At 39.5% G+C, this 23,426-nt stretch carries 23 protein-coding genes and 1 tRNA gene; 14 read left to right on the top strand and 10 right to left on the bottom strand.

Translation table 11 applies throughout. The annotated features are described in order from the left end of the window. Positions 1 to 89: 89 nt before the first annotated feature. The 3 genes from hldE to D7029_RS15575 form a co-directional block, all read right to left on the bottom strand. Complete coding sequence (gene hldE / locus D7029_RS15565) at positions 90 to 1,514, bottom strand: bifunctional D-glycero-beta-D-manno-heptose-7-phosphate kinase/D-glycero-beta-D-manno-heptose 1-phosphate adenylyltransferase HldE (protein WP_194951167.1); 1,425 nt, start codon at positions 1,512 to 1,514, stop codon at positions 90 to 92. 95 nt (positions 1,515 to 1,609) lie between these two features. Then, positions 1,610 to 4,450 (bottom strand): bifunctional [glutamate--ammonia ligase]-adenylyl-L-tyrosine phosphorylase/[glutamate--ammonia-ligase] adenylyltransferase, encoded by a 2,841-nt coding sequence (gene glnE, locus D7029_RS15570; protein WP_194951168.1) that lies wholly within the window; start codon positions 4,448 to 4,450, stop codon positions 1,610 to 1,612. Positions 4,451 to 4,476: 26 nt separating this feature from the next. After that, the gene (locus D7029_RS15575; protein WP_194951169.1) at positions 4,477 to 5,400 is read right to left on the bottom strand and encodes an inorganic triphosphatase; all 924 of its coding nucleotides are present in this window, start codon (positions 5,398 to 5,400) and stop codon (positions 4,477 to 4,479) included. 219 nt (positions 5,401 to 5,619) lie between these two features. Between D7029_RS15575 and D7029_RS15580 the strand changes: the two genes are divergently transcribed. After that, positions 5,620 to 6,240, top strand: a complete 621-nt coding sequence (locus D7029_RS15580; RefSeq protein ID WP_088494638.1) for a TIGR04211 family SH3 domain-containing protein — start codon at positions 5,620 to 5,622, stop codon at positions 6,238 to 6,240. A gap of 26 nt (positions 6,241 to 6,266) precedes the next feature. Then, positions 6,267 to 7,505, top strand: a complete 1,239-nt coding sequence (locus tag D7029_RS15585; protein ID WP_194951170.1) for a multifunctional CCA addition/repair protein — start codon at positions 6,267 to 6,269, stop codon at positions 7,503 to 7,505. Here the strand turns inward: D7029_RS15585 and folB are convergent, their stop codons facing one another. Further along, entirely contained in the window at positions 7,506 to 7,856 is a 351-nt protein-coding gene (gene folB, locus D7029_RS15590) for a bifunctional dihydroneopterin aldolase/7,8-dihydroneopterin epimerase (protein WP_075672896.1), read from the bottom strand. It lies immediately after the preceding gene. A 104-nt stretch (positions 7,857 to 7,960) separates the two neighbouring features. Here folB and plsY point away from each other — a divergent pair, with 104 nt between their 5' ends. Beyond that, positions 7,961 to 8,617 (top strand): glycerol-3-phosphate 1-O-acyltransferase PlsY, encoded by a 657-nt coding sequence (gene plsY / locus D7029_RS15595; protein WP_075672895.1) that lies wholly within the window; start codon positions 7,961 to 7,963, stop codon positions 8,615 to 8,617. A 106-nt stretch (positions 8,618 to 8,723) separates the two neighbouring features. Here the strand turns inward: plsY and tsaD are convergent, their stop codons facing one another. Continuing rightward, a complete protein-coding gene (tsaD, locus tag D7029_RS15600; RefSeq protein WP_194951171.1) occupies positions 8,724 to 9,746 on the bottom strand; it encodes a tRNA (adenosine(37)-N6)-threonylcarbamoyltransferase complex transferase subunit TsaD in 1,023 nt (340 codons plus the stop codon). A 342-nt stretch (positions 9,747 to 10,088) separates the two neighbouring features. Here tsaD and rpsU point away from each other — a divergent pair, with 342 nt between their 5' ends. The 5 genes from rpsU to D7029_RS15625 all read left to right on the top strand — a co-directional run bounded on the left by rpsU (position 10,089) and on the right by D7029_RS15625 (position 15,764). Continuing rightward, a complete protein-coding gene (rpsU, locus tag D7029_RS15605; protein WP_001144069.1) occupies positions 10,089 to 10,304 on the top strand; it encodes a 30S ribosomal protein S21 in 216 nt (71 codons plus the stop codon). 112 nt (positions 10,305 to 10,416) lie between these two features. Next, the gene (dnaG, locus tag D7029_RS15610; protein ID WP_194952689.1) at positions 10,417 to 12,165 is read left to right on the top strand and encodes a DNA primase; all 1,749 of its coding nucleotides are present in this window, start codon (positions 10,417 to 10,419) and stop codon (positions 12,163 to 12,165) included. A gap of 185 nt (positions 12,166 to 12,350) precedes the next feature. Continuing rightward, positions 12,351 to 14,207 (top strand): RNA polymerase sigma factor RpoD, encoded by a 1,857-nt coding sequence (rpoD, locus tag D7029_RS15615; RefSeq protein ID WP_109373053.1) that lies wholly within the window; start codon positions 12,351 to 12,353, stop codon positions 14,205 to 14,207. 316 nt (positions 14,208 to 14,523) lie between these two features. Further along, positions 14,524 to 14,600, top strand: a tRNA-Ile gene (locus tag D7029_RS15620). A gap of 147 nt (positions 14,601 to 14,747) precedes the next feature. Beyond that, the gene (locus tag D7029_RS15625; RefSeq protein WP_194951172.1) at positions 14,748 to 15,764 is read left to right on the top strand and encodes a hypothetical protein; all 1,017 of its coding nucleotides are present in this window, start codon (positions 14,748 to 14,750) and stop codon (positions 15,762 to 15,764) included. Between the two features lie 681 nt (positions 15,765 to 16,445). Here D7029_RS15625 and D7029_RS15630 read toward each other — a convergent pair. Continuing rightward, the gene (locus D7029_RS15630; protein WP_194951173.1) at positions 16,446 to 16,754 is read right to left on the bottom strand and encodes a phage regulatory CII family protein; all 309 of its coding nucleotides are present in this window, start codon (positions 16,752 to 16,754) and stop codon (positions 16,446 to 16,448) included. Between the two features lie 27 nt (positions 16,755 to 16,781). Continuing rightward, positions 16,782 to 16,937 (bottom strand): hypothetical protein, encoded by a 156-nt coding sequence (locus D7029_RS15635; RefSeq protein ID WP_324187745.1) that lies wholly within the window; start codon positions 16,935 to 16,937, stop codon positions 16,782 to 16,784. Positions 16,938 to 17,139: 202 nt separating this feature from the next. Between D7029_RS15635 and D7029_RS15640 the strand changes: the two genes are divergently transcribed. The 6 genes from D7029_RS15640 (at position 17,140) to D7029_RS15660 (ending at position 21,251) form a co-directional block, all read left to right on the top strand. Next, the gene (locus D7029_RS15640) at positions 17,140 to 17,529 is read left to right on the top strand and encodes a helix-turn-helix transcriptional regulator (protein ID WP_324187746.1); all 390 of its coding nucleotides are present in this window, start codon (positions 17,140 to 17,142) and stop codon (positions 17,527 to 17,529) included. Continuing rightward, complete coding sequence (locus D7029_RS19015) at positions 17,516 to 17,734, top strand: phage repressor protein CI (RefSeq protein ID WP_324187747.1); 219 nt, start codon at positions 17,516 to 17,518, stop codon at positions 17,732 to 17,734. Before D7029_RS15640 ends, D7029_RS19015 begins: the two co-directional genes overlap by 14 nt. A 2-nt stretch (positions 17,735 to 17,736) precedes the next feature. Beyond that, the gene (locus D7029_RS15645) at positions 17,737 to 18,093 is read left to right on the top strand and encodes a hypothetical protein (RefSeq protein WP_228766701.1); all 357 of its coding nucleotides are present in this window, start codon (positions 17,737 to 17,739) and stop codon (positions 18,091 to 18,093) included. A 160-nt stretch (positions 18,094 to 18,253) separates the two neighbouring features. Next, the gene (locus D7029_RS15650; RefSeq protein ID WP_194951174.1) at positions 18,254 to 19,294 is read left to right on the top strand and encodes an SMEK domain-containing protein; all 1,041 of its coding nucleotides are present in this window, start codon (positions 18,254 to 18,256) and stop codon (positions 19,292 to 19,294) included. A 2-nt stretch (positions 19,295 to 19,296) separates the two neighbouring features. Next, positions 19,297 to 20,319 carry a tyrosine-type recombinase/integrase gene (locus tag D7029_RS15655; protein WP_194951175.1) on the top strand — a complete coding sequence of 341 codons (1,023 nt, stop codon included), beginning with the start codon at positions 19,297 to 19,299 and terminating at the stop codon, positions 20,317 to 20,319. Beyond that, complete coding sequence (locus tag D7029_RS15660; protein ID WP_194951176.1) at positions 20,316 to 21,251, top strand: hypothetical protein; 936 nt, start codon at positions 20,316 to 20,318, stop codon at positions 21,249 to 21,251. The genes D7029_RS15655 and D7029_RS15660 overlap by 4 nt, the downstream gene beginning before the upstream one ends. 222 nt (positions 21,252 to 21,473) lie before the next feature. Here D7029_RS15660 and D7029_RS15665 read toward each other — a convergent pair whose 3' ends face one another. Genes D7029_RS15665 through D7029_RS15675 form a run of 3 tightly spaced genes read right to left on the bottom strand, consistent with a single transcriptional unit; the run spans position 21,474 to position 23,418 of the window. Further along, positions 21,474 to 22,322, bottom strand: coding sequence for a hypothetical protein (locus D7029_RS15665; RefSeq protein ID WP_194951177.1), 849 nt, complete (start codon positions 22,320 to 22,322; stop codon positions 21,474 to 21,476). Positions 22,323 to 22,350: 28 nt separating this feature from the next. Further along, positions 22,351 to 22,887 carry a fimbrial protein gene (locus tag D7029_RS15670; protein ID WP_194951178.1) on the bottom strand — a complete coding sequence of 179 codons (537 nt, stop codon included), beginning with the start codon at positions 22,885 to 22,887 and terminating at the stop codon, positions 22,351 to 22,353. Between the two features lie 6 nt (positions 22,888 to 22,893). Then, positions 22,894 to 23,418, bottom strand: coding sequence for a fimbrial protein (locus D7029_RS15675; RefSeq protein ID WP_194951179.1), 525 nt, complete (start codon positions 23,416 to 23,418; stop codon positions 22,894 to 22,896). Between the last annotated feature and the right edge of the window lie 8 nt (positions 23,419 to 23,426).

Here is a 23,426-nt window from a genome sequence, read left to right on the forward strand (position 1 = left end):
TTGATAATATTAGAACATAATAATTAGTCACCATAACAAAAAAAGCACCCCGTAGAGTGCTTTCTTTTAAGCTTAATAAAAGAGCTTAATTATTTCTTTTTAATTGCGTTAATGATATTTGTTGTAGAAATACCATCTTCAAAATTCAGCACTTTTACTTCACCACCTGCTGCCCAAACTTCTTTACTACCTGCGATATCTTCAGGCTTATAATCGCCACCTTTAACTAAGATATCCGGTAATACAGAGGCAATTAAGCGCTGTGGTGTATCTTCTTCAAATGCAACAACCCAATCGACTGCACCTAAAGCACCTAAAACTGTCATGCGCTGCTCTAATGGGTTAACAGGACGACTTTCACCTTTTAATCGCTTAGTAGACGCATCACTATTTACAGCAACAATAAGGCGATCACCTAATTTACGTGCGTTCGCTAAATAGCTAACGTGACCTGCATGAAGAATATCAAAACAACCATTCGTCATAACGATACGCTCACCACGTTGACGCGCTAATTCGACAGCTTGTTTTAGTTGCTCTTCTTCCATCATGCCGAAACCGTTGTCAGAACGACCACGGATTGCATTTTCAAGCTCGATAGGTGACACCGTTGATGTCCCTAATTTACCGACAACAACACCCGCAGCTGCGTTAGCAAGGAAACAGGCTTCACCTAAAGGTTTACCAGCAGCTAAAGAGGTTGCTAATACGCCAATTACCGTATCACCAGCACCAGTAACATCATAAACTTCTTGTGCTTGAGTTGGTAAATGCAGTGGGGCTTCATTAGCACGAAGTAAGCTCATTCCGCGCTCTGAGCGAGTGATAAGCAGCGCTTCAAGATCTAAATCTCTAACTAATTTTGTGCCTTTTTCCACCAGCTCTTCATCGGTTTTACAAACACCAACGACTTGTTCAAATTCAGACATATTTGGCGTTAATAACGTTGCACCGCGATAACGTTCAAAATCAGATCCCTTAGGATCGATTAATACAGGTACACCCGCTTTTTTTGCCAGTTTGATCATCTCTTGAACATGAGAAAGCGCCCCTTTGGCATAGTCTGATAAAACCAATGCACCAATAGAAGGCAATGCTTGCTGAATACGTTCATAAATAGGTTGAGGATCAACATTGCTAAATCCTTCTTCAAAATCAAGACGGATTAATTGCTGATTACGAGAAAGAACACGTAATTTTGTGATCGTTGGATGTGTCGCAACAGAGACAAAATCACAACGCACATTGACCTGATTTAATGTATTGCTCAATGCTTTTGCGGCTTCATCAATACCGGTTAAACCCACTAAACGCGAATTAGCACCAAGAGACGCGATATTCATTGCAACGTTTGCAGCCCCGCCTGGTCGCTCTTCTGTGGTATCTACTTTGACCACTGGCACTGGGGCTTCTGGTGAAATTCGACTTGTTGGGCCATACCAATAGCGGTCTAACATGACGTCACCGACAACCAACACATTGGCCTTATTAAAATCCGGCAGCGTTACTTTCATCCCATACTCCACATTTATTTTCAAAATAAGCCGAAATAATACCATAACTTGTTAGGCAAAAAGAGATACACATAAGACTTCATGCCAACAAACCATTACTCTTGTTCACCGAGCCACTTCAGTTTGCTTTTTAATACGCACTCTCGCTCTGCGATAAAACAATGATTATCCACAATGGCAGGTAATGCTTGTAGCGCCAGATGATGCAATTCATTACGTAATGTGACATAAGCATGTGTTAAAGCGAGAGCTTCATCTTCATCCATTACTTGATGTTTTGCCATTAACTCAAAAATACGCACATTATCAGACCAACGAGTTAAAGCTGGATATTGGTGAGAAAAACGCAATACTAAATATTGTGCGATAAATTCAATATCGGTAATGCCGCCAGATGAAGTTTTTAAATCAAACTTATCTGTTTGTGTTGGTGCAAGATGCTGCACCATTTTTTTACGCATATCGCGCACTTCATTTTGTAACACATCAGCATCACGAGAAAGACATAACGTTTCATGACGAATACGTGAAAACATCTGTTGTAATTCATCATCGCCGTAAATCATTCTGGCACGAATTAGCGCTTGATGCTCCCAAGTCCAAGCTTCATTTTTCTGATATTCATCAAAAGCTTGAATAGTACTAACCAACATACCGGATTCACCTGAAGGGCGTAAACGCGCATCGACTTCGTACAACACACCAGAAGATGTTCTGGTACTAAATAAATGGATAATACGCTGTGCTAAACGCAGATAAAATTGGCGGGCATCAATCTGTTTAGCCCCTGTTGTCACCGTATTTATTGGACAATCTAATAAAAAGACCAAATCCAAATCAGAGCTATATCCTAGCTCCCATCCCCCCAATTTACCGTACCCAATGACTGCAAAACCCAATCCATCACGATGAGCTAAATGTTCAGGCTCACCATAACGTTTCACCATATATGACCAAGCTTGATGAACAACAGCATGAATAATAGCTTCAGCTAAATAGGTTAAGTGGTCGCTAACCTTCATGACTGGTAATACACCTGTAATATCTTCAGCAGCGATACGTAGTAATTGGGCTTGCTTAAACTGGCGCAATGCTTCTAATCGTTGCTCTTCATCTTCTTCCGGTACACGTAATAAATATTGGCGTAATTCATCACGATACGCATCTAAAGGCAGGGGTTGATAAAGAGAGTTAGGATCAAGTAATTCATCTAGCAATAAAGGGTGAAGCGCTAATTGTTCAGCGATCATCGGTGATGCCGCACAGAGTCGTATAACATGTGTTAAAACTTCATCCGACTCTTGCATCAGCTCTAAATACGTTGTACGACTCACAATGCTTAATAGCAGAGGCGTCACACGTTGTAGTGTCACTAGAGTTTGAGGTTGCTGGCAAATTTTAGCTAATAGTTTGGGCATTAAGGCATCAAGAACATCACGTCCTCTCGGTCCAATCGTTCGCTTGCCAATATCTTGTCGAAAATTCTGTAACGTCTGATTTATCGCCCCAAGAGCTTCGATGGTTAATGTTTCATGAAATAATGGCGACGTTTCAGGCAAACGCCCAAGTAACCAAAGACGCTTAAATTCAGAGATATCATCTTCATCATCATTCTCGTCTTCTTCACCAATCAATTGCGTGAATATCACGGAAACCGCCTGCATCTTATGGTTAATTTCTTGATAAAGCGTTTCCCAATCATCAAATCCCATTGCAAAAGTTAACCGTGCTTTATCTTCTTCACTTTCAGGTAGGGTTTGGGTTTGTTGATCGCCAATAGATTGTAGTAAATTTTCTAATCGACGAAGAAAAAGATAACTTTCAGTGAGTTGAGCGGTTTCTTGTGACGTTAACAGCTCAAGTTTAGTGATAACATTAAGCACTGTTAATAATGAATTACTTTGTAACTCAGGCTCTCTTCCCCCGCGAATTAGCTGGAAAACCTGAGTAATAAATTCGATTTCACGAATACCACCAGAGCCTAATTTTATATTATCAATCATACCACGACGGCGTACTTCACGACTGATCATGGATTTCATATTTCTAAGTGATTGGATAACACTAAAATCAATATAACGACGATAAACAAAAGGACGCAACATTTGCCGTAAAACTTGGCAATACTCTTTCTTTTCTGCACCTAGCACACGCGCTTTGATCATCGCATAGCGTTCCCAATCGCGCCCTTGCTCTTGATAATAATCTTCCAGTGCTGCAAAACTCATTACCAAAGGACCGCTTTCACCAAAAGGGCGCAATCGCATATCAACACGATAGACAAAGCCATCAATGGTATGTTGATCCAAAGCCTTAATAAGCTTTTGACCTAAGCGAGTAAAAAACTGTGCATTATCTAATTCTCGGCGTCCACCTTGCGTAAATCCATTTTCAGGATAGGCAAAAATTAAGTCGATATCAGAAGAAAAGTTAAGTTCAAATCCACCCAGTTTTCCCATTCCTAAAATCAGTAATGGCTGAGGTTTTCCCTCATTATCACAGGGAGTTCCCCATTGTTGGCAACATTGCTGATAAAGCGTATCTCTCGCGACACAAATTAATGTTTCAGCCAATACGCTCAAATGTTTTAGTGCACAAGGAATATCGCCTAATTGAAAAAATTGTAGCCATGCAATGCGCACTAATTGTTGATGACGAAATTGGCGTAAGATCCGCATCACATCATCTTCATTATCAATATTGGCTAATTTTTCTGTTAATTGAGACTCATAACTCTGCCATTCCACACTGGTTGGTGGATTTTGCCTGATATCCGTCAACCATTGCGGATTAACGTGTAAATGCTCTGTTGCAAAAGGGCTAAAAGCAAAAAACTGTTGTTCAAGCTCACTAAAAGGCGCTAACGCATTTAATTGAGAAGAGAACCCACACTGCGCTTTATTCCACAATTGTTGAAATACACCGATAACAGACATAAATAGACTCTCAAGTTGTCAGAAAATTAAGCAATAGATAGTAACCACGCCATAGAAGATAACTTAAAGTTCAACCATAAAACATGATAATAGTCGGTTGCGGTTGTAAATGTTAACGGTGAAATACCATTGAGTGACTGTTGCATAGATCCAGGTAAATCAGACTGTTTTTTACACCAATCTGAAAATAACGCCAACATTGCAGGCATAGTGATTGTCGGTGGTGTTGGGTTAGCAAAAATGGCTTCTTCTAATGCTTGTATTGCACTTAACCATTTTGTGAGTTGCTGAGCAGTTGTATCACTAGGAGAAAGGTTCACCACACTCAACGATAAAGCAGGTTTATCCTTTGCTAAATAATAGCCACGAGCCGCTTTACTGCGAGAAGCGAGGCGCAATCCTCCCTTCTCACCCAAATAAGTCGCTAATGCGATAACATCTGACACATCGCCTTTTTTAAGCTCTAACTCGAACTCTTCGATCGGTAACTCATATTGATGAGTACGAATAGTACCTTTATCTAATACCACTTCAATTTGGCTATTTTGAAAATCCACCAGCCAGATTTCACGATAAAAATCGGTATTAAACAGCACATTGAGTTGTGTTTCTAATAGGGTTAAATCTGTATTTTCAGGCCAGATTTCTGCTGGAAAGCGAGCTAAATCTAATTTAGGTTGCTCTAATTTCACATTATATTCTGGACGTTGATGCAAACCTGCAACCACTTTACCGGCTGTTTTAATTGTCATTTCATAACTTTCATCAACACCACGAATACGCAACCCCATATCCCAACGACGAATTTGATTATCTGTCGTCTCAAAGTAAAGATTAGTCAGCTTTTTAGGTGCAGAGTGCTGATGAGGTAGAGTAAGAATGCGCTGAATAATGTGAGGAATAGCGGCAGGTATGGCACTCATTTTGAGTTCAGTTTCTAATTGGCTCATTCTATTTCCCTTAAGTAAATCAATTGATTAGTAAAATATTTGACGCATTTTCATTTTGCAAGTGATAGCCTAATAACAATAATGAATAAAAGGCAGATTATCCCTATATTCTACCAGTTAAGAGTGTTCTCATTCTGGTTTACTATTTGCTTACGCAAACTTTACTCTTTAGTATCAGTAAAAATATTCTCTTGTATAGATAAAAAAGTTGAAAACATAATGCGAAAATTACCCTTACTTTTTCTTTCCTTACTTGGCTTAGGCGTTTCTCTGAGCTCACACGCAGAAACTCGTTATGTTTCCGATGAATTATCCACTTATGTACACAGTGGACCAGGAAATCAGTATCGAATTGTTGGCTCTTTAAACTCGGGCTCAACCGTTACTGTCATTTCTCGTAACGCAGCAACGGGTTATGTACAGATTAAAGACGATAAAGATCGTACCGTTTGGCTACCAGAAAGCCAACTCAGTGCCCAACCAAGTATGCGTACTCGTATTCCTGCTATGGAAAAAGAGATCCAAACACTGCGCGATAAACTGGCGAATATCGATCAAAGCTGGAACCAACGCACCACTGATATGCAAAATAAAGTTTCAAACAGCGATGACATCATCAATGGCTTGAAAAAAGAAAATGAACAAATGAGAACAAAGCTCGCTGTCGCAGAGAAAAAACTCGATTTTGCTAATCAACAATTAGATGACAGACAACGCGATATCATCTTACAGTGGTTTATGTATGGTGGTGGTGTTGCAGGTGCAGGTCTTGTTTTTGGTCTGATCCTTCCACATATTATTCCGCGCCGTCGTAAACGTAATGATCGTTGGATGAACTAATATCCAGCCAAAGGAACAGTGATCCCGTGAATATATACCTTGTTGGTGGCGCTGTGCGCGACCAACTATTACAGATGCCAGTAAAAGACAGAGATTGGGTTGTTGTTGGTGCAACACCTCAAATGCTGTTACAACAAGGCTATCAACAAGTAGGCAAAGATTTTCCTGTTTTTCTTCATCCAGATACTCATGAAGAGTATGCCCTTGCGCGTACAGAACGAAAATCAGGCTCAGGTTACACGGGTTTCACTTGTTATGCGGCACCAGATGTCACGTTAGAAGACGATCTCGCACGTCGTGATCTCACCATTAATGCCATTGCTTATTCTGCTGATGGTGAATATGTCGATCCTTATCATGGCATAGATGATATCCATGCAAGACAACTTCGCCATGTTTCTGAAGCCTTTTCAGAAGATCCTTTAAGAGTTTTGCGAGTTGCACGTTTTGCTGCACGATTTGCACTTTTAGGATTTAATGTTGCACCTGAAACACTGCAATTAATGAAAACGATGGCACAAAGTGGCGAGCTAAATGCACTGACTGCTGAACGTGTTTGGAAAGAGACAGAAAAAGCCCTTGAGAGCCCCGCGCCTCAAGTCTATTTTGAAGTTCTACGCCAATGTGGTGCTTTAAGCGTTCTTTTCCCTGAAATTGATGCTTTGTTTGGTGTTCCTGCGCCTGAAAAATGGCATCCAGAAATCGATACAGGCATTCATGCCATGATGGTACTCAATATCGCCAGCCAATTAACCGACGATATTGCAGTGCGCTTTAGCGCCTTATGCCATGATTTGGGAAAAGGATTAACACCTCCTGAAAATTGGCCTCATCACCATGGACATGGTCCTGCTGGTGTTCCCTTAGTTGAAGCCTTATGCCTGCGTTATCGTATTCCTAATCATATCCGTGATTTGGCACGCTTAACGGCAAGATTTCATGATCATATCCATCGTATTGATAGAATGCGCCCTTCAAAAATAATCCGCTTATTTGATGCTATTGATGCATGGCGAAAACCTGAACGTGTTGAGCAATTAGCAATGGTGAGTGAAGCCGACGCTAGAGGACGCAAAGGATTAGAAAATCTCGTTTACCCACAACGCGCGTTTCTTTGCCAAGCTTTCGCAATTGCAAATAATGTGGATATTAAGCCAATTATTGAAAGTGGATTAAAAGGAAGTGCAATACGAGATGCGCTAACCAAGCAACGAGAAGTCGCGATTATAAAATGGAAATCGCGACTTAATCAGGATCAGCACTAATTAAGCTTTACGCTCAATAATCACACCCACGTTTTTGGCTTGTGCAACAGCCCCAGGTTTCGCTAATTTAATTTTTACTCTAGGTACAGCAAATTGAGTTATCAATAGCTGTGCCACTTCTTCTGCTACACGTTCAACTAATTCAAAACGTCGAGTCTCAACATAGTCAATGATTGCATTACTCACACTGGCATAATCTAAACAATGAACCACATCATCGGTTTGGGATGCGCGTTTGTTATCCCATTCCATTTCGATATCGAACACTAATTTTTGCTTTATGGTTTTTTCCCAATCATAAACACCGATTGTGGTTATTACTGATAATTGCTCAATAAATACGATATCCATCACGTCATCTCTTATTTTTTCTGCTCATCGGATACCACTTCCGATGAAATATGCGTATTATCCATACATGCCTAACGAACTTACATAAACATTGGAGAATACAAATGAGTGCTAACGCACTTGGAATGATCATCTTCGCCTACTTGTGCGGCTCAATCTCCAGCGCGATATTGATTTGCCGACTGGCAAGACTACCTGATCCAAGAAAATTTGGCTCTGGCAATCCCGGAGCGACCAACGTCCTACGTATTGGTGGAAAAGCGGCCGCAGCGGCAGTACTTATCTGTGACGTCCTAAAAGGGATGCTCCCTGTTTGGCTCGCCTACTACTTAAATGTGCCTCCTTTTTACCTCGGCATTGTGGCAATCGCGGCTTGCCTTGGGCATATCTACCCTGTTTTCTTCCACTTTAAAGGCGGAAAAGGCGTCGCCACTGCGTTTGGTGCTATCGCTGCCATTGGTTGGGATTTAAGTGGTCTTATCGCAGGAACATGGTTACTCACCGTCTTACTGAGTGGCTATTCATCACTTGGCGCGATCATCAGCGCACTGCTTGCCCCTTTTTACGTTTGGTGGTTTAAACCAGAATTCACTTATCCCGTCGCGTTATTATCATGTCTTGTACTTTACCGTCATCATGACAATATTCAACGTTTATGGCGCGGCCAAGAGAGCCGGATCTGGCACAAATTGAAGAAAAAAACTGAAAAAACGGAAAAAGAGATCATTCAAGAAGCGAAAGAGCAAGAAAAAGAAGATTAATTAGCTTCTGTTTAAAATTTGAATTGAAAAAAGAAAAGCCACTTTAAAGTGGCTTTTCTTTTGCAGATATCATGTGCCAAATTAGAAATAGACACTTTACAATATATTATTTATTTTCAAGGGCGGGCAATTCAGCTAAAGGCCAGCGTGGTCTTACAGTCACACTTAATGGGCCTTCTGTACCGCCTTTAAAGCGGATCATTCCCGCTAATGCAATCATTGCACCATTATCAGTACACAGTTCAGGACGCGCATAAAAAACTTCGCCACCTAATTGCTTCATCACGGTTTCCATTTTCGCACGTAATGTCCGGTTAGCACTTACACCACCCGCCATCACTAAACGTTTAAAGCCCGTTTGTTCTAAAGCTCTGCGACATTTTATCGCTAGCGTATCAACAACAGCATCTTCAAATGCCCGTGCAATATCAGCGCGAGTTTGGTCTGAATCGTCATTTTGACGAATTGTATTAGCCGCAAAGGTTTTTAAACCAGAGAAACTAAAGTCAAGCCCCGGTCTGTCTGTCATTGGGCGAGGAAAAACAAATCGACCTTCTGTGCCCTGCTGCGCCATTTTCGATAATACAGGACCGCCGGGATAATCTAATCCCAACAATTTTGCTGTTTTATCAAAAGCTTCGCCAGCAGCATCATCGATAGATTCACCTAATAAGGTGTATTCGCCAATTCCTGTCACACTGATTAACTGTGTATGACCACCAGAAACCAAAAGCGCCACAAACGGAAACTCAGGTGTTTTCTCTTCAAGCATTGGCGCCAATAAATGGCCTTCCATATGATGAACAGGAATAGCAGGAACATCCCATGCAAAAGCTAATGAGCGCCCAATTGTTGCACCTACAAGCAAAGCGCCAACAAGACCGGGGCCCGCAGTATAAGCAACCGCATCAATATCTTTTGCCGTAAGATTTGCTTCTTTCAGTGCCGCTTGAATAAGAGGTACTGTTTTACGGATATGATCCCGTGAAGCAAGTTCAGGAACTACACCACCATAATCGGCGTGCAGTTTAATTTGGCTATAAAGTTGATTCGCTAATAGACCGGCTTTATCATCGTAAATTGCGATACCGGTTTCATCGCAAGATGTTTCAATACCTAAAACTCGCATGACGCTTCCAAATTCTTCTTCGCGGACTCGCGTAATAAATCGATTGTACCATTATTTCGATGATTTTATACGCCTTCGGCACATCTTTTACATACCAGCATGTGACAAATTCCTTTTTCTGTTCTATAATTATCCACCTATTTTAAGTGATTTAAATGTGTGGTTAGCGATTTTCGCTTTTCGTGTTCTCCCAAAAAAGACACAAAAGTGAGAGTTTGCGTTTCAATTTTGTGCATCTCTTTACAAAGTGCCCTGCTTTGAAGTAAAATTCCGCACCATTTTAAATGTCGGCTGGCTTAAATAATGCCAGCGCAAACCGATTTCTATTGAGGTGAGAGGCACATGCCGGTAATCAAAGTACGTGAAAACGAGCCATTTGACGTTGCTCTTCGTCGTTTCAAACGCTCTTGTGAAAAAGCAGGCGTATTAGCAGAAGTTCGTCGTCGTGAGTTTTATGAAAAACCAACGACTGAACGTAAACGCGCTAAAGCATCAGCAGTAAAACGTCACGCTAAAAAATTAGCTCGCGAAAACGCACGTCGTACTCGTCTGTACTAATATTTTGCGGCTTATACCGCAACGTATGCAGACACTGTAGTCGCAGTTAAAGGCCGTGCTTTCTTCTGAGAGCGCGGCTTATTCTCGTTCAACAACAGGCGTAAAAGGGCTTATGGCTGGACGAATTCCACGTTCATTTATCAATGATTTGCTAGCTCGAACCGATATCATCGATCTTATCGACGCTCGCGTGCCGTTAAAAAAACAAGGCAAAAATCATTCAGCGTGTTGTCCGTTTCATAATGAAAAAACGCCCTCTTTCACAGTAAATAGCGACAAACAGTTTTATCACTGTTTTGGTTGCGGCGCGCATGGCAATGCTATTGATTTTTTAATGAATTACGACAGGCTCGAGTTTGTCGAAACCATTGAAGAGTTAGCAGCAATGCATGGGTTAGAAGTTCCTTATGAAACAGGAACAGGCAGTAGCCCTATTGAACGACATATAAGACAAAATCTCTATCAAGTGATGGAGAAGTTGAATCAGTATTATAGTAGCGCTCTCAATAAACCTGATGCACAGGAAGCAAGAAACTACCTTGCGCATCGTGGGCTTACTGAAGATATTATTACCCGTTTTTCTATTGGGTTTGTACCAACAGGTTGGGATAACGCCCTAAAACGTTTTGGTCAAAGTGCCGATAATAAAGCCTTACTTCTTGAAGCGGGTATGGTAATAACTAACGATAATGGTCGTACTTATGATCGTTTTCGCCAACGAGTCATGTTTCCTATCCGAGATAGACGTGGCCGTGTTATTGCCTTCGGTGGACGAGTATTAGGTGATGATTTACCTAAATACTTGAACTCACCAGAAACAGAGATATTCCATAAAGGCCGCCAACTTTACGGACTTTATGAAGCACAACAATCTAATAATAACGTCACAAAGCTATTAGTTGTTGAAGGTTATATGGATGTTGTGGCATTAGCGCAGTTTGGTATTGATTATGCCGTTGCCTCATTAGGAACCTCCACTACAGCAGAACATATCCAGTTGCTCTTTCGGACAACGGATAACATTATTTGCTGCTATGATGGAGATAGGGCCGGTCGTGATGCCGCATGGCGAGCATTGGAAACCGCCCTTCCTTTTTTAAATGATGGTCGCTCTTTACGTTTTATGTTTTTACCCGAAGGTGATGATCCTGATTCATTGGTTCGTCGTGAAGGTAAAGAAGCTTTTGAAAAACGTATGGAACAAGCACATTCATTATCAGAATTTTTATTTGATTCACTCGTTCCTCAAGTGGATCTGAGTACTCAAGAAGGCAATGGTAAGCTGTATAGTTTAGCCAGACCATTAATAGATAAGATCCCAAGTGAAACTTTACGTCTATATTTATTAAGAGAGCTTGGAAGCTTAACGGGAAATCCCGATATAGAGCAGATGGATCGTTTATTTGGTAGAACGCCGGTTAATCACGAATTATCGTATCAACCGACAAAATTACGCACAACACCGATGCGTATATTGATCGCCCTATTGATACAAAACCCAGAATTCTCTAAATTAGTGCCCCCTCTCGAGGGATTAAGTACAGAAAAAATTGCAGGTCTATCGCTTTTTATTGAATTAGTTTCCGTTTGCCAAGCACAACCGGGCCTAAATACAGGACAGATTATCGAACTCTATAGAGAGAATAAATTCGGTAAACAGCTTGAAAAATTGGCAATGTGGAACGATATAGATATAGATGAGATTGCAGAGAAAACCTTTACAGACACGTTAGATCATCTTTTTTTAACCGCAATGGACGAACGTTTAAACGCCCTTATTGCGAAAGAGAGAACAGAAGGCCTAACGCAAGATGAACGCGAAGAAGTCCAATTGATAATACAGGCACGCGTTAAAAAGTAAACACAGAATTAAGATTAAAAACACGGCTTAATTGCCGCTATCGGTAGGTACTAAAAACCTACATTTGCTACGCTGAGGGGACCGTAGCAATCGACAATGAAATGCCCCTCCGTAGTTATTGTTGGCTGAACAGTTATCGCCGACCGACACCAACCCAAATTACTTTGAAGTGTGGATACCGTCTTATGGAGCAAAACCCGCAGTCACAGCTGAAGCTACTTGTTACTAAAGGTAAGGAGCAAGGCTACCTGACCTATGCTGAGGTCAATGACCATCTGCCGGAAGATATCGTCGATTCAGATCAAATCGAAGACATCATCCAGATGATTAACGACATGGGCATTCAGGTTATGGAAGAAGCACCTGACGCCGATGATCTGATGCTGGCAGAAAATTCAAATGATACTGATGATGATGCTGCAGAAGCCGCAGCTCAGGTACTTTCTAGTGTAGAATCTGAGATTGGCCGTACAACCGACCCTGTGCGTATGTATATGCGCGAAATGGGTACCGTTGAACTGCTCACCCGGGAAGGTGAAATTGATATCGCAAAACGCATTGAAGATGGTATTAACCAAGTTCAATGTTCCGTTGCAGAATATCCTGAAGCAATTACTTATCTTCTTGAACAGTACGATCGCGTTGAAGCTGGCGAAGCACGTCTTTCAGACTTAATTACTGCGTTTATTGACCCTAATGCCGAAGAAATGGCAGAAAGTGAAGATGTCAACTTAGGCAAAGATGATGATGAAGTTGACAACAGCGCTGAAGACGAAGATGAAGACGAAGATGAAGATGGCGACAATGACAGCGATAGCGATGATGATAACAGCATCGATCCTGAATTAGCGCGTCAGAAATTTACTGAGCTTCGTGAGCAATACGAAAAAACTCGCCAAACTATCAAGGCGAAAGGTCGTAACCACAAAGATACAGAGCTTGAAATCTTATTGTTATCTGAAATTTTCAAACAGTTCCGTTTAGTACCGAAACAGTTTGATTATCTGGTTAACAATATGCGTGACATGATGGACCGAGTTCGTGCTCAAGAGCGCCACATCATGCGTCTTTGTGTTGATCAAGTTAAGATGCCAAAGAAAAACTTCATTACTTTGTTTACAGGTAACGAAACCAATGACACATGGTTCACTGCCGCTCGTGCAATGAATAAGCCGTGGTCCGAAAAACTGGCAGGTATTGAAGAAGAAGTACAACGCAGCTTACAAAAACTGCAACAAATCGAAGTTGAAACTGGACTGACAATCGAACAGGTTAAAGATATTAACCGTCGTATGTCTATCGGTGAAGCAAAAGCACGTCGTGCAAAAAAAGAGATGGTCGAAGCGAACTTACGTCTCGTTATCTCTATCGCGAAAAAATATACCAACCGTGGCCTACAGTTCCTTGACCTAATTCAGGAAGGGAATATCGGCCTGATGAAAGCGGTTGATAAATTTGAATACCGTCGTGGTTATAAGTTCTCAACTTATGCAACATGGTGGATCCGTCAGGCAATTACTCGTTCAATCGCTGATCAGGCGCGTACAATCCGTATCCCTGTTCACATGATTGAAACGATTAATAAACTGAACCGTATTTCTCGTCAAATGTTGCAAGAGATGGGACGTGAGCCTTCACCAGAAGAGCTTGCAGAACGCATGCTGATGCCTGAAGACAAGATCCGCAAGGTACTGAAAATCGCTAAAGAACCAATCTCCATGGAAACCCCAATCGGTGACGATGAAGATTCACATTTAGGTGATTTTATCGAGGATACGACTCTCGAGTTACCACTGGATTCTGCAACATCAGAAAGCTTACGTTCAGCAACTCACGAAGTGTTAGCAGGTTTAACATTACGTGAAGCAAAAGTCCTGCGTATGCGTTTCGGTATCGATATGAATACCGACCATACCTTGGAAGAAGTGGGTAAACAGTTTGATGTTACCCGTGAACGTATTCGTCAGATTGAAGCGAAGGCACTGCGTAAATTACGCCACCCAAGCCGTTCTGAAGTGTTACGTAGCTTCCTTGATGAGTAATCAACTTACTTTTCAATAAAAGTTATAATCAACGCCTGTGATATCACAGGCGTTTTTTTATGGGATTTCAAAACGGTATCTGCAATCTATCCAAGCTACGATAAATTTCACCTACACATATTTATAAAAAATAGCCTTATTATTTATATTATTGTGCCTATACGTAAGCTTATCCGTTAATCATTACACTATGTTATTGATATCACAGTTATTCTCTGTTTTATTTTTTTATTGTTTAGATTGAACAGAATTTGCGCATACAGTCATTCAAAGGCTAGACCTAGTGCCAAATGGCACGTATAATCTCATCCCATTAGGCCCCTTAGCTCAGTTGGTTAGAGCAGGCGACTCATAATCGCTTGGTCACTGGTTCAAGTCCAGTAGGGGCCACCAATTTTTTACTGATTTATCAGTGTATTAAGCCACCTTTCACTGGGTGGCTTTTTTACATCTGCAAGCTGATGGCAGCAAAATAGCAGCAGAGATTTTTTATATTAGCTATCTTTGGTAATTAATTGCTTCATAACATGGAGAATAGTAATGAATGCCAAGCAAAAACCGATGCTTGATGCTATGAAATTATATGAAAATGCTATTACCTCAATCCAACTAGGTATTGAGGATTTTGAATTATCAAAAAGTAAGCCAGAAAGAGCATTATCATCTGTACGAAATCTATTTTCCGGTATGTTACTTTTATTTAAATATAAAATCGCATCATCTGTAAATGATCCAACTGATGCTTATGAATTAATACTTAATCCTCCTGCAATCTTGCCTGTTCTTGATGATAAAGGAGGATTTAACTGGCGTCCTAACGGTAATTTCAAGAAAACAACTATTGATGTTGAAGGAATAAAACAGCGTTTTAACAATTTCGGCATAGATGTAAATTGGGCTATTATAAAGACACTCCACGACTGCCGTAATGAACTAGAACACCTGCATCCTCGTCATACGTTTGGGGAATTAGCCGGCTTTATTGCTAACTTGTTTCCTGTTTTACATGATTTTATTACTGAAAAATTGCATCAGTCGCCATTAGATATATTGGGTTCTTCTTGGAAGATAATGCTTGCACACAAAGAGTTTTATGATAATGAACTTAAGGTATGTGAGAATTCTTGGGAATCAGCTGATATTCCTGAAGGGCTACAAGAATACCTAGTTAAATGTTGTTGTGAAAACTGTGGTTCAAAACTTATTAAAGCTAATCAAGAGGATATTGATGAAGGGAAAACTTTTGACCGTGATGAAGATACTCTTAAATATAACTGTTCATCGTGTGCTCATAGTGATCTTATTTGCCCCGAACTCTTTCATAGACTTGATATGGCGCATGATTGCAATCCACAAAATGGAGACGAACCACTCATTGAAGAATGTTATGCCTGCCGACATCATACATTTTTAATTTATGAACAAAAATGCGTGTGGTGTGGCAACACATTAGACTACGAAAATTGTAGTGTATGCGATGAACACCTGAAGCAGGATGACCAAGATAACGACGGTTTATGTAGTTATCACTACTATCAATTTACCAAGAACGATTAATTATATAATTTCAGTTTTCCAAATCCCGCAATGCCACGCCGTTCCTGGCTTTTTGTAATTATGCGACGTTTGTGGTGATCGTTTTCCTCTCACGTAAAATAGAATATTTCCTTTCATTTCAATGCATTGATTTTTTACCGCGATCCTTTTTTAGATCTTCTGACTGAAAAAAACTGAAAAACCTTTCACAAATTTCAGTTGCGGGATATCTGCAACTCCTCAGCAGTGGCGCGGTCTGGTGTATCGGTTTGAAGAATTTTAAAACTGAAATAATTTTCTGATCCAAAAACCGCAGGCGGGTGCAGTGTAGTGCGTTTTACGTGGCGAAGTGAATTACTTCGTGCGGTTCCTGCGCGTCTGGTGCTGAGTACTCGGGCGATCTCTTTTGTGGACGGCGGTTTGTATTCGCGGGTGTTGCGTGACGTGTAGTGGCTCTGGTGCGGTTATATTGCAGGCATAAAAAGCCCGCGTCTGCGGGCAATATCATCAGAAGATTGTCAGCCAATCACAGGGCTGTATTTTTGTTTGAGTCCGTCCGATTTGACGGCGGTGCCATTACTGGCAGTGGCGTTGTCCGGGGTGCCGGTGTTGGCGTGAGTGTGCCCGGCTGTAAGTTCGGCCAGTTCTTTACCACGTCGAGTGTGTCTAACATCAGCTACGTCACGTTGATTTCCTCACTGCCTATCCAGACAACCGGCGCAATGATTTCCTGTTTCCGCCCTTCAGCTCATTGACCAGCACTGACGACTGACACTGCAACTGCTCAAGCAGTCCGTCCAGTATTGAAGCGTCCTCTGTTTCGTCGGTCAGTTTCAGCAGCTCAAGGCACGTCAGCATGTGCGGCTGATCCGAATTCAGTTTGTTGCGCAGCATCTGCGGACGCATTCCGATGTTCTCCGCAATCCGGACCAGATCACCTTTGTGCTTTGTAGAAAACGCAATACACGCAATTTCAAAGTGGTTTTGTTTGGACACCTGATAATCAAACATGGTCTTTATTCTCAAAAAGCGAAAGAATTACTTCGCTTCCAGTGAAATGTTGCAGGCTGCGGCAGCTCCAACAGTCAGCGCCAGCATGTTGATGAAGACTCTTCCGCTCTTCATATTCGGACTTTTAGCACGAACCGGCAGACGGCCATCTTTAATCATGTCGCGTACGGTCTGTAATGCCATGACGGCGGCAAAACTCGTCTACCGGCAGAAATGATTCCTGTACCGCGATTGTAATGTTAGGACGCATAAGGCAAAATCCTCTTATCTATGTTCGGCTTCATTCGATGCCATTCGTGTACATTTTGTATCTAAATCTGAACATTACTGTATAAAATGTAAACCATCAACTGCTGAACTGAACTTTTTGTACATAGGGTTAGTTATGTCCCAATTTAAACTCGTGATGGATGGCGCTAGCGCACCTGTATTAGATCGCATAACTGAAACTTATGGTTTCGGATCAAAAATAATGCTTGCTGAGCATTTTGATATGGCAGCAAGTTCAATATCAGCACGCTATCGCCGAGGTGGATTCCCCTCTGACTTGGTTGTTCAGTGTATGGCTGAAACTGGTGTCACCTTAGAGTGGTTGGCCACTGGAAAGGGGAAAATGTATGAAAACCAGTCAGCCGATATTCTGCGTCTAAAAAACCATAAACTGATTGATGGTGAAATGTTTGAAGCTGGCGAGCTGATGATTGATAAGGTGATGTTCGGTGCTGGTACCCCGCTCCCATCCTCTCCAATCAGTATGCAGTATGCAGGATGGTAAAAATTATTACCTGGTAGATAAAAAACACGGTAAAGTATTCGATGGGCAATGGCTGGTAAAAATTGATGGCCGTTTCAGTATCCGCACACTAACCAGAATGCCTATGCAAAAAGCCCGTGTCTCCGGCTCTGGCATGGCGTTTGATTGTGACCTGGCTGATTTAACTGTTGTCGGGCGGGTTGTTGCTGAAATTAACGTGGAGTAATTATGGTACAGGTTTTATTCTTTGTTTATTGCAGCGCCAGAGATAATTTATCCGTACAACTAATTATCAATGTGTCAGAAAATAACGACTACCTACAAGGAATTAGCGTTAGGCAAGATGACGCAGGCCAGTTAAAAACATTTAGTAAAGACCGCGTTGTTGAATACTTCGAATCTCTTGAAGATGCTCAAGAGTTTATATCCAGCGGTATAGAGGCCGGATTTTTTACTATTAAAGAACCAAAACCAGAAACATTCGATGTTCATTTCACAGGATTTCGCCGAGCTGATAAAGCTATTCTTGAAGAAATGGCCTCAGCTGCAAATATGGAAGTTCGCAAATCCGTCACAAAAAACTAAGTCTGTTGTGCTATGGCTACAACGCAAGTCAGATGAAGATGGATAAAGCTCGTGGTATGGGCGTAATCATCCTTAACGAAGATCAATTCCGGCGTTTCATTGAAACTGGTGATTTTACTGATTGTAATTAGGATACTATATTATGATAACGAGAGGATATATGATTGGTCAAATAGTCGACCAATTAGAAGCTATATCATTACAAGCTAAAACCAGAAACTCACTTGGCTTGACTGACTTAAGTGTATTCTGTGAAAATTACTTTAAAGACATCTTAAATATAATAAAAGATTTAAAATTAGAAAACTTGAACGTACAAAAATCAAATTTTAAAGGATTGGATTTAGGTGATGAAAAAAATTCAATTGGCTTTCAAATTACAACGACCAATACAAAACAAAAAATAGAAAAAACCTTAGGAAAAATCACTCCTGAAATCAATAAAAAATTCAAAGAGATAAATATTTTTATTATTGGGGATAAAATTAACCATAAAAAAATAAAGACTAATGGGATCACTTTCTCAGATCAAGATAATATACTAGACATACGATGGCTACAGAGAAAAATAATAAATCTTGACGTGAGAAAAATAAAAAAAATATATGACATCGCTAATGAAAAAACCACCATCGTATTATCAGAGCTCACTCTCCCTGATTCAAATGGTAATTTTGCAAAAATTGATATTAGCCATTGGCAGAGTAAACCTACCCCCCTACAATCTTCAGCTAAAAAATTAATATCTTACATAGTAAATAATGAAGATGATATTGAATTATCAATAAAAAATAAAAACGATATAGCCAAATTACTTACATCGCTTAATGATAAATTATCTTGCCTCCCTAGGCAAACCCGAGAATTCATTGTTAACTTTATTGAAAATAGAAATGAGTCATTATCTGAAAAAAGCGACTCTATCGCAGCATTAATAACCAATGAGCTGAATTTAAAATATTCAGGGGATATAAAAAGTCATGAAGCAATATTAAAACAGTATGATTTATTGGATATACATGAACATGATAATGACTATGGACACATAGAGTATTATTACTATTCATTAACCCTCATAAAAGAACATAGGTTTAAACTCCCACTTGGGCGCAATCTTGAGCAATATTTATATGATTATTTGAAAAAAGAAAATATATCCCTTGATAACACCTTTGTTAACTTAGACTTTTCTACAATATAAATATGTCGATTACTAAAAGTAATGATGGACGATGGCTTGTACAATGTTTCCCAAACGGTAGAAATGGCCGCAGAATCAGAAAACTGTTTGCCACCAAAGGCGAGGCGATTGCCTATGAGCGCTACATAAAAGAACAAGCGGATGATAAGCTCTGGCTCGGTGAAAAAGTTGACCGGCGCTCATTGCTGGACTTGGTCGAAACATGGTACCGCTCCCATGGCGTTACACTGAACGATGGTGCAAAGCGACTGTCTGCAATGACGTTTGCCTGTGATGCTATGGGTAGTCCTGCCGCCACAGAGTTTACTGCAAAGCTGTTTTCTTCCTACCGAGAACAACGGATCAGCGGAAAGTTGACCCGTTCTGACCGGGTGAAAAAAGTTACCCCGCACACAGTCAATCTTGAATTGGCTTATTTCCGGACCGTGTTCAATGAGCTATCCCGCATTGACGAATGGAACGGCGAAAACCTGTTATCCAAAATCCGTCCATACAAAACAGATGAACAGGAAATGGCATTCCTGTCTGATGAAGAAATTATCAGATTACTGGCTGAATGTGAGAACAGTTCGGCTCCGCACTTACTGCCGGTGGTGAAGATTTGCTTATCTACCGGGGCGAGATGGTCAGAAGCCGAAGAATTATCCGGCGGACAGGTTACCAAAAATATGATTACCTTTACCAAAACCAAAGGTAAGCGTAACCGTTCTGTACCAATCAGTGATGACCTGTACGCATCACTGCCAAAATCCAAAGGCTCAAAGCCTCTTTTCAGTTCCTGTTATTCTGCGTTCAGAACTGCTATCAAACGGGCTGAAATTGAATTACCAGCCGCCGGGCAGCTATCTCACGTTTTACGTCATACATTCGCCAGTCACTTTATGATGAACGGCGGTAACATTCTGGTACTTCAGCGTATCCTTGAGCACACTGATATTAAAATGACTATGCGTTATGCACACTTTACCCCGGACCATCTTAATGATGCAATTACGTTTAATCCTTTAGTTAGGTTAAAGATATGAGCTTAATAATTTTTATCCTTGTTTCCTTATGTATTTGTATTTGGATATGTGTGCAGCATGATAAGTTTATGTTGAACTCAGACAGTTTACATAAACAATGGCTATTTAGATTAGCCATTGTTTTTCCTTTAATTTCCAGCTTGTATTTTATAGTATGTCTCGGTTATCCATACCCATGGAGATTTGATGCTTATGGATACAGCACATTTCTGGAGATAAATAAATTCTCATTGGGAATATTAGCTTTATCTCCAATATTGGGGGCTTTTGTTGTATCTGCACATAGGTCAATTCAGACTACGAAGCAAATTAAAGTAACTGAAGAAAAAAACAGAGCTGACTTATATTATTCAAAGCGAAAATTTATAATTGAACAATTAGAAGATTTAACTTTTTACTTCCCCCATAAAATAGATAATGCAAATTATATTTATGGATTATTTAGAAAATACGAAGACTTTAATGACAAGAAAAATGAAGAACTATATTCTGATATTGACTTAAGAATATTAGAATTACATAATATCACTAACAAAATTGACAACATCATTAAAGAAAAAATAAATAATAAAAACCCAACTGCCGAATTTGCTAATTTCCACAATATAATATTAGATATACCATATATAACTAATCTTATATTAAATAAATGTGGGATAATTTTAAAGAACGAATTAAAAATAGAAGAAATAATAAAAAAACAAGATAAAGAATATAGCAGGAACCACGGGGAAACATTCGTGCATAAGATGTTAAAAATACAAAATAACCGTATTTCTCTGGCAAGAGAGATTAAATTGGAATTATCTAATATACACAAATCTCTTCACGAATTTTTTTCCATAATACTATTAGACGAAGATATTCTTAAAACATTACCAAATTTAAATAAAATTAATTATACCACTAAAGATAATTCAAATGAAAATTAATGGCACTAAAATGGCAGCAGAGAAACCAAATCACCATCATTATTCATCATTATCCGCTACCTACCCATATGATAATTAACGTAACATCATGATTTTATTATGTATAGATTGGCACTCATAATCGCTTGGTCACTGGTTCAAGTCCAGTAGGGGCCACCAAATACTAAAGCCCCAGATAAGCAATTATCTGGGGCTTCTTGTTTACCGCTAATATTATAAAGATCAAAGAACAACAATAACTATCACCGCAGAACCACGAAAAGGCCCTGATTTAGGCTTTCCTACACTTTTAAGTTCTGAACTTAATGTAAATGAGTTGGTATAACGAGAGGCTGTTTCTTTATTTGCAATAGGTAATTCAAACAACTCATTAGCAGGTTTATTATTTATTTTTAAAATAGACTGTAATGTATTTTCTTCATTAAGCCAAATTGCACCATCATCATTGGTTGTAGCAGAAATAATAACTTTGGAATTATAGTTACATTGAATTTTTACACTTTTTGTTTGTTTAGTAACATTCGCATTATTATTTAGCACATCATTATATGCCAATTGATTATAATTAAAGTCAATATTTTCGACATTAAAATCACAAACCAGATCTGGTGATGGCGCTGCACCACAAATAGAACCCGGTAATAAAGGATCTGATGCACTCCTTCTTTGACCATAAAATATTCCTACACATTCAGATGTAACAACCGTTCCTGAATGAACAACCCTAAAAGTGTAAGGTAATGGTGTTATTTTAAGAAATGCCTCTCTTAATTCATCCATCGTTTTATATTTAGAAGCATCGGCTATTTTGGGATCTCGGCTTGAATAGGTTCCGGCTGTACCATTAGCATAATGACGATGCGCGACATAGACCTCACAGCCAGCCACATTATAACAAGGATTGGCCACACCAGGCATCGGAGTCCAACGTTCAATCTGTCCTATATAAGCTAACCCAGGGATCCCCCCGCTTACATTTTCAACTTTAGAAATATAAGAAAAAATATTCGCCTGAGCAGGAAATGAAGATATCATAGCTAATATCAATAATGCTTTAAGGTAACCTTTCACTTTAACTCCATTTTGTCGTATTCATAAATTATGGATATGTGATATGAAATGTGGCAGTGCTACTAAATTTTCCTAATTCGATTTTTTTACTCACAACCACACTGGGTTCTGCTTTCAAAAAGGCATTAAATAAAAATTGGTTTTCATTTTTATTTAATGAAAACTGGCTATTATCTTTATTAATTGCGATAAATTTCTTATTTTTATCTTCTATACCGATACCAATTCCTGAAGGTTTACCGTTAATATTAATGCCCAAATATCCTTTATGTGAATCAGATTCAAATCCTTTAAACAAAAAATTAATATTTTTAGCGACACTGTTATCACAATTTGAAACGGTAATAATAAAAGGGATACCTTCTGTTTTTTGCCCATCACGTAATGCTTTTACATCAACTGTATTAAATTTTACCGTTAATGACTTATTATCAGATAAAATAGTACAAGGCTCTTTCACTAGGTTACCTTCAAAAAAAAGATTATCTGCTGCCTTTACACTCATTAGTGATAAGGTAAGAAAAGAGAAAATGAGTGAATTAAAATATAACTTTTTAAGTTTCATTAGCCTCTACTCATATTCAAATATAACAGATGCTGATGAACGGAATTTACCTTCAGCCAAATTAGCCCCCTGTTTTTTAACAAGTAATGCACTAAATTCAGGTAACTTACTACGCTCCACTTTTACTTTTTTATTTACAGGTAATAACTCTGTATTATTCAATACGATTTTTATAGCTAAATCAGTGACACTTGTTGCTAATAATTGATTATCAAATACAGCCGGATCACCTTTAACTGAAACTTTAAACGAGAATTCTTTACTATCCCCTGTACACGATAGATCATAATTAAATTTTTGCTGATAATTATCTTGTTCTATTTTAGAAATAACCACATTGTTTCCAAAATTCACATAAATAGGATCATTATTATTAAACGTACAGATTGGAGGAGGGTTTAGTATTCTCCCTTTTAGCTCTATATTTGCAGTTGCTAATGAAGTTTTAGCCTCTGCAGAATAAACAGAAACACTCGATAACAAACCGATTATCAATAATAAAAAAGAGAACGAAAATGTATTTCTATTCATCATTTCCT

This window comes from Proteus vulgaris (genome assembly GCF_016647575.1).
Classification (GTDB): domain Bacteria; phylum Pseudomonadota; class Gammaproteobacteria; order Enterobacterales; family Enterobacteriaceae; genus Proteus; species Proteus mirabilis_B.